Source organism: bacterium (assembly GCA_016700035.1).
In the GTDB taxonomy this organism is placed as follows: Bacteria; Patescibacteriota; Saccharimonadia; order CAILAD01.
This window is the reverse complement of record CP064998.1, coordinates 380,540-393,700: the sequence shown is the minus strand read 5'-3', so window position 1 is coordinate 393,700 and position 13,161 is coordinate 380,540. Positions and strand designations below refer to the sequence as shown.

General features: G+C 44.8%; 11 protein-coding genes and 1 tRNA gene. 9 read left to right on the top strand and 3 right to left on the bottom strand.

All coding sequences use genetic code 11. From position 1 onward, the window contains the following. The first annotated feature begins 3 nt into the window (after nucleotides 1-3). From IPM44_01870 to IPM44_01840, 7 genes are all read left to right on the top strand, one after another. Nucleotides 4-1,476 carry a hypothetical protein gene (locus tag IPM44_01870; GenBank protein QQS27301.1) on the top strand — a complete coding sequence of 491 codons (1,473 nt, stop codon included), beginning with the start codon at nucleotides 4-6 and terminating at the stop codon, nucleotides 1,474-1,476. Between the two features lie 47 nt (nucleotides 1,477-1,523). Further along, nucleotides 1,524-1,982 (top strand): hypothetical protein, encoded by a 459-nt coding sequence (locus tag IPM44_01865; GenBank protein QQS27300.1) that lies wholly within the window; start codon nucleotides 1,524-1,526, stop codon nucleotides 1,980-1,982. Beyond that, the gene (locus IPM44_01860; protein ID QQS27299.1) at nucleotides 1,954-2,583 is read left to right on the top strand and encodes a hypothetical protein; all 630 of its coding nucleotides are present in this window, start codon (nucleotides 1,954-1,956) and stop codon (nucleotides 2,581-2,583) included. The genes IPM44_01865 and IPM44_01860 overlap by 29 nt, the downstream gene beginning before the upstream one ends. After that, nucleotides 2,583-4,316, top strand: a complete 1,734-nt coding sequence (locus IPM44_01855; GenBank protein QQS27298.1) for an ATP-binding protein — start codon at nucleotides 2,583-2,585, stop codon at nucleotides 4,314-4,316. The genes IPM44_01860 and IPM44_01855 overlap by 1 nt, the downstream gene beginning before the upstream one ends. Next, the gene (locus tag IPM44_01850; protein QQS27297.1) at nucleotides 4,313-4,897 is read left to right on the top strand and encodes a CHAP domain-containing protein; all 585 of its coding nucleotides are present in this window, start codon (nucleotides 4,313-4,315) and stop codon (nucleotides 4,895-4,897) included. Before IPM44_01855 ends, IPM44_01850 begins: the two co-directional genes overlap by 4 nt. Before the next feature lie 74 nt (nucleotides 4,898-4,971). Continuing rightward, nucleotides 4,972-7,458 carry an ATP-binding protein gene (locus IPM44_01845; protein QQS27296.1) on the top strand — a complete coding sequence of 829 codons (2,487 nt, stop codon included), beginning with the start codon at nucleotides 4,972-4,974 and terminating at the stop codon, nucleotides 7,456-7,458. A gap of 364 nt (nucleotides 7,459-7,822) precedes the next feature. Then, a complete protein-coding gene (locus IPM44_01840) occupies nucleotides 7,823-8,137 on the top strand; it encodes a DUF3768 domain-containing protein (GenBank protein QQS27295.1) in 315 nt (104 codons plus the stop codon). A 31-nt stretch (nucleotides 8,138-8,168) separates the two neighbouring features. Here IPM44_01840 and IPM44_01835 read toward each other — a convergent pair whose 3' ends face one another. Further along, nucleotides 8,169-8,909: a replication-relaxation family protein gene (locus tag IPM44_01835; GenBank protein ID QQS27294.1), complete on the bottom strand. Its 741-nt coding sequence runs from the start codon at nucleotides 8,907-8,909 to the stop codon at nucleotides 8,169-8,171. Between the two features lie 197 nt (nucleotides 8,910-9,106). On the opposite strand from IPM44_01835, the gene IPM44_01830 reads away from it, so the two are divergent. Continuing rightward, the gene (locus IPM44_01830; GenBank protein QQS27293.1) at nucleotides 9,107-9,292 is read left to right on the top strand and encodes a hypothetical protein; all 186 of its coding nucleotides are present in this window, start codon (nucleotides 9,107-9,109) and stop codon (nucleotides 9,290-9,292) included. Continuing rightward, the gene (locus IPM44_01825) at nucleotides 9,273-10,766 is read left to right on the top strand and encodes a recombinase family protein (GenBank protein QQS27292.1); all 1,494 of its coding nucleotides are present in this window, start codon (nucleotides 9,273-9,275) and stop codon (nucleotides 10,764-10,766) included. The genes IPM44_01830 and IPM44_01825 overlap by 20 nt, the downstream gene beginning before the upstream one ends. Before the next feature lie 80 nt (nucleotides 10,767-10,846). Here the strand turns inward: IPM44_01825 and IPM44_01820 are convergent. Together IPM44_01820 and IPM44_01815 are read right to left on the bottom strand one after the other, a co-directional pair. Next, a tRNA-Gln gene (locus IPM44_01820) sits at nucleotides 10,847-10,921 on the bottom strand. A gap of 185 nt (nucleotides 10,922-11,106) precedes the next feature. Continuing rightward, nucleotides 11,107-13,044, bottom strand: coding sequence for a hypothetical protein (locus tag IPM44_01815; GenBank protein QQS27291.1), 1,938 nt, complete (start codon nucleotides 13,042-13,044; stop codon nucleotides 11,107-11,109). Nucleotides 13,045-13,161: the final 117 nt, after the last annotated feature.

The following is a 13,161-nucleotide window of genomic DNA, read 5'->3' as shown; positions in this document are numbered from 1 at the left end:
ATAATGATCAATCCAACGCTTAGCGGTCTGTCGCTCCTGGCAGATACGTCTGGTGCTATTTCGGTAATGCGCGACTACATAGCGCCGACCGTACAAATACTGGTTGGTCTTGCTTCAATTGCCTGCGTCTTCTTTCTTGTCCATGGCGGCTATCTTTACATTACCAGTCGTGGCAATCCTGAATCATTAGAAAATGCCAAGCGAATCCTTCGCAATGCGCTTGTCGGGCTTGTACTTGTTATTGGTGCAGCAACACTTACGACCATCTTATCCAGCGCCTATGGCAATCCATCCAATACAGCAGGTGCGTCACTACCAAACCTGCAGGCGATCCAGCCTCAAGACGCGGGCAACGGACTCGTTGAAGTACTTATTAGGGCGGTGACTGGTTTCTTAAATAACATCATTCAAACCGTAGCCGCACCATTTCTCTCCGCCCTAGACTATTTCACCAAAGAAACACCATTGATGGCCAGTAATTCCGGGGTCTTTAACTTGTGGCTTGCTATGGTTGCCATTACAGATGTGCTGTTCATCCTCATTGTGGCCTTGCTCGGCTTCCACGTTATGAGTGCCGCCAGCTTTGGCTTTGATGAACTTGAATTCAAACACTTATTGCCAAGAATTGCGCTGGCATTCCTGCTGATTAATACATCAATCTTCTTTATTGATGCCATTATTCAGCTTTCTAACGTACTCATAACAGCCGCCGGAAAGATTACCGGCACAATTTCGGTCTGGGTGACACTGACAGCCGTTGTCAAAGAGAGTGGTGGCCAAGGTGCAGCAGCGCTGCTGGTGATGCTGGCGTTTCTTATCTTTGCTGTTATTCTCCTAGTTTATTATGTTGGCCGTATCGTTGTTCTGTTCCTTGGAGCAGTATTGTCTCCGCTTGTCATCGCCCTGTGGCTACTACCAAGCTTCCGTGACTTTTCAGTATCAGCCATCAAAACCTACATCATGACCATCTTTGTTCTGTTCGTACATGTCGTGACCCTGATGTTGGCGGCCACCTTATTCGTGGGCATGTCGGCAACAGATGGTAACAACGGCATCCCAAATGTATTGATGTCGATGGTAATCGGTCTAGCCACCGTGCTAACACTTCTTAAGACTCAAGGTGTCATGATGCAGTTTAGCTATGTCGGCATGGGAGCACGAAACGCTCGTAAGCTTGGTGCACAGTTCATGAACGGCGTCAGTTATCTCACCGGCAAAGGACGCGCTGCAGTGGCCAGCGCCAGTGGCGCAGCTTCGGGTCGTGGTTCAATGCAACTCGCTACTGCAGGCGCGTCAAGTAGAACTGGAGGTGGGACGACCACCGTGTACAAGTCTCCGAGCAGTAAGCAACTCTCAAAAGCATCCAATAAGTCTAATCGCGCACCTACCGGGACCACCACGGAAGCGCCCAAAGCAACTCCGCGCAGTGAAGCACTAAAGCAGTCCTCAAAGAACAATAAGGAGACCAAATCATGAGAAGTACGGTTGTCCCAGCACAAGTAACCACAGTCGAGGATAGGATCATGGGCAGTCTCGGATTCTCCCAGCTTGCCCTCCTGGTGATACCTGTATTCATCGCAGCAGCTTTGTTTGTCATCCTACCGCCAGTCATGCACAGCAGTGCTTACAAGTACGCCGTCATGATAGTTATTGGCTTACTCATGGGTATACTGGCAATCCGCATCAAAGGCAAAATTATCTTGTTTTGGCTAATCACCATACTGCGCTATAACTTGCGACCAAAATACTATCTGTTCAATAAAAACACCGACACGTTAAGAGATAATCCGCAGCCCAATATGCAAACAGAAGAAGAAAAGGCTAAGTCAGTCACGAAACGAGACACCGCGAAACTGCCGAGGCTGGCACTGCATGATGCTACTAGAGTTCTAGAAACTATTCAGCGGCAAAACAGTAACCTGAGATTTGAAATGACTAAGAAAGGAGGCCTACGTGTTCGCTTTACAGAAGTCGACAAGTAAAACTACCAGCCGACAACAGATTGCCATCAAGGGCGTAAGGGATAATATCCTGATGCTCCCGAATGATCAGTACCGGGCAATACTGAGCGTTTCTTCACTGAACTTTGAGCTTAAGAGTGAAGAAGAACAAGATGCGATTATCGACACCTATGAGAGCTTCTTAAACTCAGTTGGCTCGAATTTGCAGATCCTGATTCGTACCCGTGAGATCGACATGGATAAATATTTGGAGGATCTAACCGAACGGTTAGATGGCGAAGCGGAGCCAGTCTACCGCAAACAACTTAAAAACTACGATGAGTTTATTCGTTCACTCATAACGACTAATAAGATTCTGACGCGTCATTTCTATTTAGTAATACCATACGGGGCGAGTAAAAAAGCAGACTTTGAACTCATCAAAGAACAACTGAGTCTAAAAGTAGATATCGTATCTAAAGGCATGACAAGACTTGGTATGCACACCAAACAACTTAGTAGCCTAGAGGCACTCGATCTCTTCTATAGCTTCTACAACCCTGCTCAGGCAAAAATTCAACCACTGACTGAACAAGCTCTGCAGCTGATCCACACTGCCTTGGTAGAGAAAGGAGATGAATAATGAACGCAGTACTAGAAAAAATACAGCATCGTAAGAAGCTTCGAGAGGAAAAACAAAAAGAACTAAGCCTGACGTTTGGAGAACAGGATGCCGTTGATGTACTGAGCTATGCCGGACTTGAGGAGGACACAGACCACCTTCTTATTGACGGTGTATATATTCGTACACTGTATATTTCTGGGTATCCGTTTGTAGCAAGTTCTGGTTGGCTCGATAGTCTAATCAACTTCAATCATGACACAGATATTAGCTACCATCTTCACGAAGTTAATGCCCTGCACGCTCTACCCAAACTACATCGTAAAATTACCGAGCTAGAGTCTACTCGCCGGGCGATGATGAAAGCTGGCAAGATCGTCGGCTCCGAGGTGACTGATCCGCTTGAATCTGCCATTGAGCTGCGAGACAAGATTCAACGTGGCCAAGAGAAGCTGTTTCAGATGTCCATCTATATTGCTATTCGAGCGGATAGTTTAGAGGGACTTAATAAAACAACCAAGCTGCTTGAAGCCACAATGTCAGCACGACTATTTTACTCCAAAGTTGCCCGTTACCAGCAACTTGAAGCATTGCAATCTATCTTGCCGAGAGGAGAAGACCAATTAGCACAGAAGCGGAACCTGGACAGTAGTTCAGCCGCGCTTACGTTCCCATTCATGAGCTCAGAGCTGGTACAAGAGTCTGGTATTTTGTACGGCGTAAACAAGTCCAACAACTCCTTAGTAATACTAGATCGCTTTAGTCTCCACAACGCTAACTCAATTGTCTTCGCGCAAAGTGGTTCAGGTAAAAGCTATACGACAAAAGTAGAAATATTACGCCAGCTCATGCAAGGCACCAAGGTACTCGTCATCGACCCAGAACGTGAGTACAAACGACTGAGCGAAACAGTTGGTGGCACCTATATTAAACTCTCAGCCAAAAGCAAAGAGAAGATTAATCCCTTCGATCTTGCTACCACCTTTCATACTAAAGGTGATCTTGCAGAGCACGTCCAAGACCTAACGGCCGTTATAGACCTTATGGCTGAAGGACTAGATAAGCGCGAAAAAGCCGCAGTAGATAAAGCGATCTTGAAGGTCTATAAGAAAGCCAAGAAAGAACAGCCGCTACTTGAAGATCTTTATGCAGAGCTTCACAGCCTGGGACAACTTCAGCTTTGCGAGCGACTAGAAAAATACATTAGTGGCTCAAGTTCTGAGATTTTCAATTCTCACACTAATATTCAACTAGATAACCGTTTAGTAATTTTCGACATCAAAGATATGCCCGCCAATCTGCGGCCAATCATGATGCTGATCATTTCGAACTTCATTCAGAATCAGGTGAAAGCAAAGCCTGAAAAACGAATGCTAGTAATTGATGAGGGCTGGCTTCTTCTTCAACACGAACAAAGTGCACGCTTTATTGCCGGCTTAGTTCGTCGGGCCAGAAAGTATTACCTCGGTGTTTCGTTCATCTCCCAGCAAGCCGACGATTTCCTAAAAAGTGACTATGGTCGCGCAATCGCATCGCAGTCAGCTCTGCGTATCCTCATGCGCCAAGACACAACGACGATTAAAACCGTAGTCAGCGAGTTTAGTTTATCTGAGTATGAACAACAGTTCCTACTTACTTGTGAACGTGGTGACGCGCTGATCATTGCTGATCAGAATCACGTTGCAGTTAAGGTTGTGGCTTCAGATAAAGAACATCCGCTCATAACTACTGATCCAACGGAGTTGTACGCATGAATGGAGGCCTGCTCGCACTGAATGTGGTGACGGGCGGGAATCTCAAGAAACAAGCAGCGTTAGTGCTCGCTACAATGGCCATTATTGTTGCCCTGCCATTTGCGGCCGTCTTTTCCATGGGCGAAAGCGTTGTATCGTTTTTGTCGGGCGTACCAAGCCTTGCAGCAGCTGAGTCACAAGGGTTCTATACTGGTGGGCCAGTTGAGGGTGATACCTATGCTTGGGGCAACTGTACATACTGGGCATTTGCTATGCGACTATGGGCAGGCTACCCGATACCAACCAGTTGGGGTAATGCCAACACTTGGGACGACCGAGCGATTCGTGATGGTTACATTGTAAATCATACGCCTGAAGTCGGTGCAGTATTTCAAACTGATAACGGTGAATGGGGGCATGTCGCGTACGTGGCTAGCGTAAATAATCAGTCTGGCGAATGGGCAATCTCTGAGATGAATTTTCTAGGGCTTAATATTCTAAGCAGACGAACATTCTCGGCAGACGCAGCCTCGTCGTATACCTTCATTCACGGCAAGAAAGGAGCAGCTTCGTGGAGCCCACTACCTATCTCGCTACCGTAGCTTACTATGCAGTTCAAGTAGCTTTACTGCTCGCTGTGATAGCGCTTGCGTATTGTCTCGTCCAACTCATTACAATGATAATCAATCGTCTTTACTTGCATCGTCGCACCATGGTATGGCTAGAACTAACGCCGCCGGCGTCTATATCTAAAACGCCTGAATCAACTACGCAGTTATTCTCGGTCATACATGGGTTTAGAAGCGCGAGAACGCTCAAAGAAAAATTACTTCGCAGAACACCTGCACTATCTTTTGAGATTGTTTCAACCAAACAAGAAGGTATCCGGTTCCTGGTGCAAGTTGAGGCGCGCAGTGCAAACTCACTACAAAAAGTAATTGCTGCATATATTCCAGAAGCAAAGACAAAGATAGTAGAGCATGCCGCAGACAATCCAGATCTTATTAATGAGTTTACGCTGGAACGCCACTTTGTCTTGCCACTTGCACTAAGCAAAGCGTTTGAGCAACATGATCCTTTGTCATACATTACTGCCGCCATGACTAAACTCGAAGATAATGAACGTCTTTCCATGCAACTTATTGTCCAGCCAATAAAGCTTGTTGAAGCGAGCAGACTTTCTCGTAGAATCTTGGGCAACGAAGATATTTTAAGGCGTGTATCTTACGGCAAGCTATCTCCACTCGCTAAAGTTAGTGAATTGTTTTCAGGTGCAGTGCTAGGTGCAACCGAAACGATTGGTGAAGTATACAATGGCTCAACCTCTAGTTATTACCAGAATAAGTCTGCAAAAGACGCCACCCTCCAGGCGCAAGTTCAAAAACGACAACGTCCTGCCAGAACTCTTAGTGCGTTTGAGCTTGAGCTCATGGAGTCTATGCATCAGAAAGTTTCTCAGCCCTTATTTCAGGTTGACTTGCGACTAATTGCTAACAGTCCTCACTCCAAAGAGCAACTTACCACCCTCCGATCGGCGCTTGATGGCTATTCTGTCCCACAGTACCAGGCGTTACGCGTTAAGGCACGATTGCCACTCATTCAAACCTACCGTACGCGACTTGCAGCCCTGCGGCTACCAAATCTAACCAGAAAACAGTCCTTAGTCCTGTCTGCTAGCGAGGTGTCGAGCCTGTTCCATTTTCCAGCCAGCCACATTAGTAAGACTGATAATCTTATTACTTCACTTAGTCGCACCCTCCCAGCTCCTGTTTCACTCAAAACAAACAAAAAACTATCGCTCTACATTGGTGAGAATCACCATCATGGAATAACTACGCCAATCGGACTTACCGATGCTGAACGGCAACGCCACATGTATATTGTCGGTGGTACAGGTAATGGTAAAACAACTCTGCTGCTTTACAGTATCTTGCAAGATATAAACAACGGCCAAGGCATTGCAGTGATTGATCCGCACGGGGACTTAGCAGAAACGATCTTACATCATATTCCAAAAGAGAGGATGGATGATGTTATCTACATGAACCCTGATGATCTCGCGTACCCGATTGGTGTGAACTTGCTTGAGCTAACGCCAGGACTTGAAGGGGACGATCTCCTGCGCGAAAAAGATCTTATCACTGAATCAACTATCTCAGTCCTACGTAAGATATTCTCGGAAGATGATTCGGGTGGTCACCGTATTGAGTACGTACTGCGTAATACCATCCAGACTGCACTCACGATGGAGAATCCTAATTTGTTCACCATCTTCCGACTTCTCAACGATAACAAGTATCGTCGAGAGATAGTAAAAAAACTAGATGACGTCGACCTGGCAAACTTTTGGAAGAACGAGCTTGGTAAAGCTGGTGAGTTTCAGAAAGTTAAGATGGTAGCAGGTATTACCGCCAAGATCGGTCGTTTCCTGTTTTCGGCATCCGCCAAACGAATACTAGAACAGGATAAGTCCACGATTGATTTTGGTGACATCCTCGATTCCGGCAAGATCCTCATATGTAATTTCTCAAAGGGCAATTTAGGCGAAGATACTTCAGCACTATTTGGCACTACAATCCTTGCCAAACTTCAAGTCGCTTCGCTGAGACGTTCACGGCTCAAGCAAACCGATCGTCGACCATTCTACCTATATGTCGATGAGTTCCAAAACTTCGCCACGATGAGCTTTGTACAGATGCTCAGTGAAGCTCGTAAGTATAAGTTGTTCCTTATCATGGCAGAGCAATCTACTAGCCAGCAGGATCAACAAAGATTAGTAGACATTATTCTTGCTAACGTGGGTACAGTTATTTGTTTCCGTTCTGGTAGTCCGGCTGACGAACGGTATGTATTGCCACTGTTCTATCCGTACATTGAACAGGGAGAGATTGCTAACTTACCAGCCTATAACTTCTATATGCGTATCGCCGCTATAAGCGCCCAGGAACCACTGTCTGGTGAGACAGTGGTAGTAGAGGAAGCGGCGGATGAAATCGTGTTTAAAGAGGTTATCCGCTCTTCACGAAAGAAGTACGCTAAGAAGGTTGTTGCAAAAACTGAAACTAAAAAGACCAGCGCTGTTCCTGCATCTAAAACTGCAGATACCAAAAAACAACGTGTTAAAAACCATAGGGTACGAGACAGGGACAAGAAGCCTAGTTAGACGAAGTTTCTTTAAGTTCTCGTATGATCTGATTGGCCTGCTCATCGCACAGGTTTGCAAAATCTTGCCATGTATCAGCAAGTTGATGCAGCACCTCGGCCAGTGTTGGATCTTGATTATTGTTACTCATATTTCCAGTGTAGCAACCAAATATTAAAAAATTCTTAAATATATCGGTGTTTTTCGAAAAAAGATAAAAAAGTCGTCTGTATATAGACTTCCTTCCTCTGTCTCTTAATTGTACGGGTGAACCAAGAGTATCAAGGTAGTACAAAGTCTCCACCTTGACACTCTTGGCCTACGCCCGAATCTCCTTTGGCAGAGAGGCAGAAAGTCCTCTCAAGAATTAACAAAGGAGGGTTTCATGGAAACTCAAGTTCAAGACATAGCAAAATTAAATGATAGGTTCCGCGGGATGTGCCTAGATGTGTTTTACACAGCGGGGGTACGTGATGGCATTATGGATCTCATTGGATTATCGCAGGCGGTTGAGAGTTTCAATAACTTCAATGAGAGTAATGATCCGCATGGAGAACATGACTTTGGATCACTATTCTTCGAGGGTAAGAAGATCTTCTGGAAGATAGATTACTACGATCAGGATCTGAAGTTCTGGTGCGATCCACTGGATAAGGCATGCCGTCGTGTACTCACGATAATGCTAGCCGAGGACTATTAGGTTCGCTGTCCTGAGCATGACGATAAACTGCTCAAAGCACAGAAGCACCAGCAAGTAAGCTCTCCAAACTTACCGCTAATACCTTTATATCGTCTATACCCGTGGACTCGAATACCGACTCGGTGTATTCAAGAAATGTTTTTGCCTGTCGATCATTGGCTAGAATAAATAGTAGTGCTGGATAATTGCCATCCGGCCAGCCTTCATCATCATAGTGTTCTAGCAGTTTGTTGAACCGCTTTCGAACCAAGAATGGCTGGCTGTCATGATTAACTTCAACAAAGAACTCATCGGGCTTAGTATCGATCGGCTCCTGCCTTCGTAAGTAGAGATGCGGGCGAGGCAACGGGAAGTCACCGTCGCCAGCGATTTCAGTTGAACTGTAGATATAGAATTCTTCGGGATAGGCTTGCTTGATGTAGTTAGCAAGCTGGAATGTAGCCAGGCAATGATTAATAAACGATTCGGATTTCTGGTTATACATTGCGTGCAGTGCCTTCTTGGATAAGTCGGTATTCTTGGTAAGGTAAATAATACCTTTTGAAGCGAGACTGTATCGGGCACCTTTACGGTCAATACGGAATGAATCGTTATTCTGCTTTTTAATGTACTTTCGATCTACTAGGTTTTGAAGCATTCGGTTAAGACTGTCTTTATTTACTCCACGATATGTAGCTAACAATGAAGAGGTTACAACGCGGAATTTGAATATGATCTTTAAGGTATGTAGTTGTTTACTACTCAGGTTTTCTGAGACTTGCTGCTTTGCCATGAACTACCTGCACTTTCTTTCTCTCACTTATATATACTATATATAAGAGGATGAGTAAATATGTATGTTCTGTATCTGTTGATTGCTTATTAAAAAGGCATTATGCACAACGCCTTTTATTGTGGATAAAATTGTACGTAAAACCCTTGCAACTATCCGTGCTCGGATAGTATAATAAGAGCGTAAGGATAACAATTATGTCTGTAGAGGGTACAGTCGGAACAATTCCTAAAGAAACAATCGAGGCACTACGCCTTATCCTTGAACGTGAGCAGTCAAGGGATATTGATGAGGCCGAAGCTAGTGAGATCGGCGAGTCTCTACTAACGTTTTATGAGCTACTAGGGCAACAAAGCGAGACAGATGATGAGCGATGCGAATAAAGCCGTAATCATCGCCCGCGTGTCCAGTAAGCGCCAAGAGGATGAGGGCTACTCACTCCCGGCACAAAAGCGCTTACTTAATAGCTACGCCATAGACAAAGGTCTTAAGCCTCTTAAGAGCTACGAGATTGCCGAGTCTGCTTCGAAGAACGAGCAGCGCCGCATATTTAGAGAGGCGATGAAATTTATTGAAGACAACGGCGTGAAACACTTAGTTGTCGAAAAGGTTGATCGGCACGTCCGCAACTTACATGACGCGGTAGAAACCAATGATTGGTTGATGGCGGATGAAGCAAAGCGAGTCCACTTCGTAAAAGACTCTCTTATCATGCACAAGAACTCCAGATCTCAAGAGTGGCTTAACTGGGGCATCCGTGTCGTTATGGCCAAAAACTACATCGATAACTTGCGAGAAGAAGCCATGAAAGGCTGGGCAGAGAAACTAGCACAAGGCTGGCTTCCCGGCGTGCCTCCTCCTGGATATATGACGGTCACCGAGAATGGTAAACGTGTTCACATACCAAATCCCGATACAGCAGGGCTTATACGTAAAGCGTTTGAACTTTACTTAGAGCCGAGTCAGTCTATCGCATCGGTTGCGCAGGAAATGGCGCGTATGGGTATCAGAACCCGTAAGGGTCACCCGTACTATAAAAGCCAGGTACAGCGCATACTTACTAATCCGTTCTACATCGGGATCAATCGACATAACGGCAAAGACTATCCCGGCGTGCAAGAAACGTTCATCTCAAAAAAGGTCTTTGATCAAGTTCAAACAAAGATGCGTCGAAAGATACCAACGAGGTACCGTAAACACAATCCTGTATTTAAGAATCTGATCACATGCAAGGGTTGTAATGGCCTTGTAACTTGGCAGCTACAAAAAGGTCGTTATTATGGTGCCTGCCAACGCAAGAGTCAGCAGTGCAAGGATTCCAAATTCCTACGCGAAGATGCTATCGAGGAAGAGATAGCTCGCATGCTTCAAAACCTCGTGAGCCCATCTCCAGAAGTCATCGAATGGGTCGCTGATGCAATGAGGAACAAGCACCACAGCACGATAGAAGACAACTCTAAGCTTATCGCATCCATCGAAACGCAGCTTGAACGTATTAAGCGCATGGATAGCAACCTATATGACGACAAGCTTGCCGGAGAGATCAACGAAGAGAGATACAGCCAGAAGCATCAAGAGTTCAACAATAGTAGGCTTGAGCTTGAGGAGCGTCTTAGTAAAGTAGACAAAACGCTATCGGCCATACTCGACAAGAAGCTCGTACTGCTTGAACTCTCGCAGAAGGCCTCCGAAATATACGCCAAGAAGACTCCAGAGCAGAAACGTACGATAATAACCAAACTTTTCCGAAAACTAGAATACACAGGAGGATCCGTATCTGTTAGCTACACGAATTTTAGCCGAGCAATCGCTCAAAATGTAACATTAACGCGAAATATAATGGGAGGTACGAAATGAGTAATCGAACTAACAAAAAAGCCCCTGACAACAGGGGAAATAATGAAGAAAAGGAGCTAGAAATGTTATTGCGTTCTATTTGGCTGGGGTGGAGGGATTCGAACCCCCGAATGGCGGCACCAAAAACCGCTGCCTTACCACTTGGCGACACCCCATTATGCTTCTAAACGAAATATATTATATAACGAATTATGCTTTTACTCAATGAGCTCTACTCTGCTTAATTTAGCATCTCTTTCCCACCACACACGTAAGAACATTAATAATTAATATTATTTTATAAATCAAGTTTGAATTATAAACCCGCGCGACTGATTAAATATTAATCTTTAATCTCCTACTATTCCAACCAACACCAGATTAATAAACATTGAGCTTTTGCCGATGCAGAGGATGCGACAGAAATATTATTTGCCTTATCGCGAGCCTTAATTTCATATTTATAAACCTGATTAGCTACAACTGTGTTATCTGTAAATATCGGCGAAATAGTGGTCCAACTTTTACCATCCTGTCGCGTCACCAAATAATCTTTTATCCCTGACTCAACATCGGTACTTGCCTGCCACTTTAACTGGAGATTATAGGCTACACGCAAGGGATCGAGTACTAGCGAGCGCTTAATTTTTATAGGTTCGGTTGGCGGTATCTTGTCTGCAGTTGGAGTTGGTGTAGGTGTAGGGTTGGTACCCGGTGATTGAGTAGGGGTAACTGTTGGTGGTACTGTACTAGTAGTTGGTGTCGGGGTACTGGTGGTTGATGGTTCGGGTGTAATTGAGCCTTCAATAACATATCGACTTGAATCATACTTGCAATAAAACTTACTCTTAGTGCCATCAATACAATTACTTATTGGTGGATCAAGAGCCACCATATTATGTTCGGTAAACAAGCCTTGCAACAATTTTTTATCGGAGTCTTGAGTGATACCCAGCTGGCTCCAAAGTTCTTTATTTGTAGGATTCAAAACACCAGACACCTGAAAGCTTGCCGATCCTCCAGTATCTACCGGCATAAAGCCATAATCCCGTAGAGCTCGAATTATAATTTTAGCTGTATTAGCTTTTGCTCCAGTATAGTTTTTAGATTTTATAAAACTATCAATTTCCCCGTCAGTAATCCTTAATACAAAGCGCATCCCTTCGGGAATCGTCTGCGAAAGTGGCGTTGATGTATCATAGGCGGTATATGCATCCCCGCCAGATCGATCCGACACTTTAAGCGCACTTAACCATTCATATTTTGAAGCTGGAGCAAAAGCCGTACCACACTGTTTTCCAATAATATTCCAATCGTTGCTAGCTAGCTGCGATGCAGAACATGCAGGACCAATGGCCGTATTAAAAATACCAATACCTAGAGCATGCCTTATTTCTCCGGCGGCAACCTCCTGTGGGGTTAGCATTGTAGCATAATTGGGTATACCGGCCCCTCTTGCCCCCTGACTACCCTCATACGTAAAGTAGTTTGCTACTTTACCGGTATGATCTCGTAATATTCTAGCACTAGCAACGCATAGACGCTCCGGATGGATAATACCACACTGACCAGTTGCACCACTGGCTATATCGCCAAGGGCGTTACCAGTTGATTTCTTAACTTGACTTAGCGTAATTAATTCGCCTGTCGCCGGATCCAATATCACTATCTCATTATCACCACCCTCAGATATAGACCAACTTGAGCCCCAAGGTATCTCTCGATCTGGTAAATACCCCTTTGGATCTGAGCTACTCAATTCACCATCTAGATTTGAAGGATTACAGTGTGATGAACCACAGACTCGCACCTTAATAGTCTTACCACCTGCTTCGTCTTTCGTGTATACAGCCTTAGAGAAAGATGACTTTGCATCCCCAAAGCCAAACCCAAATGTAAAATAGCCACGACGTGACATTTGTAACTCAGTGCCAGAATTTGGAATCGCATGATTAAAAAGACGCGACACATAATCGGCAGACTGACTAAAGACCGGCAATTTACACGCAGGTATATTCCACGGTGCATTACCGAACGGAACTTTATATGAATAGTTGGCAACCGTAGCTCCACAGGTGCTAGTTCGCCCAGATGCAGGTGTTAATACTGTTGGAGCAGCTTGAGATGAAAGTACTACCCATATTCCAACTACGGCTACAGCCACCACCACAGCCAACCCCCAGGGGCTCCTTAATAACCCAGAAACCCTTGATGATAGTGCTGTCGTTTTGGCTATATTGGCTTTTGTCTTCACAATATTTCTCTTTTTATTCTTTGAGCTAGTTTTAGTATTTGACATGATAATCCTTGTGCTTATATTGGATTTATCATACATACTACGATTGCTTTGTGCAATCTTAAAATGACTATTGACATTTAACTATTATTAGCGTATCGTAGTCTGGTTTGCCTTTTT

Bases quoted from the DNA above. Each gene is read 5' to 3' on its own strand.
- IPM44_01855 (QQS27298.1), top strand. From the start codon at position 2,583: ATGAACGCAGTACTAGAAAAAATACAGCATCGTAAGAAGCTTCGAGAG.
- IPM44_01835 (QQS27294.1), bottom strand. From the start codon at position 8,909: ATGGCAAAGCAGCAAGTCTCAGAAAACCTGAGTAGTAAACAACTACAT.
- IPM44_01830 (QQS27293.1), top strand. From the start codon at position 9,107: ATGTCTGTAGAGGGTACAGTCGGAACAATTCCTAAAGAAACAATCGAG.
- IPM44_01825 (QQS27292.1), top strand. From the start codon at position 9,273: ATGATGAGCGATGCGAATAAAGCCGTAATCATCGCCCGCGTGTCCAGT.
- IPM44_01870 (QQS27301.1), top strand. From the start codon at position 4: ATGATCAATCCAACGCTTAGCGGTCTGTCGCTCCTGGCAGATACGTCT.
- IPM44_01850 (QQS27297.1), top strand. From the start codon at position 4,313: ATGAATGGAGGCCTGCTCGCACTGAATGTGGTGACGGGCGGGAATCTC.
- IPM44_01845 (QQS27296.1), top strand. From the start codon at position 4,972: ATGATAATCAATCGTCTTTACTTGCATCGTCGCACCATGGTATGGCTA.
- IPM44_01815 (QQS27291.1), bottom strand. From the start codon at position 13,044: ATGTCAAATACTAAAACTAGCTCAAAGAATAAAAAGAGAAATATTGTG.
- IPM44_01840 (QQS27295.1), top strand. From the start codon at position 7,823: ATGGAAACTCAAGTTCAAGACATAGCAAAATTAAATGATAGGTTCCGC.
- IPM44_01865 (QQS27300.1), top strand. From the start codon at position 1,524: ATGGGCAGTCTCGGATTCTCCCAGCTTGCCCTCCTGGTGATACCTGTA.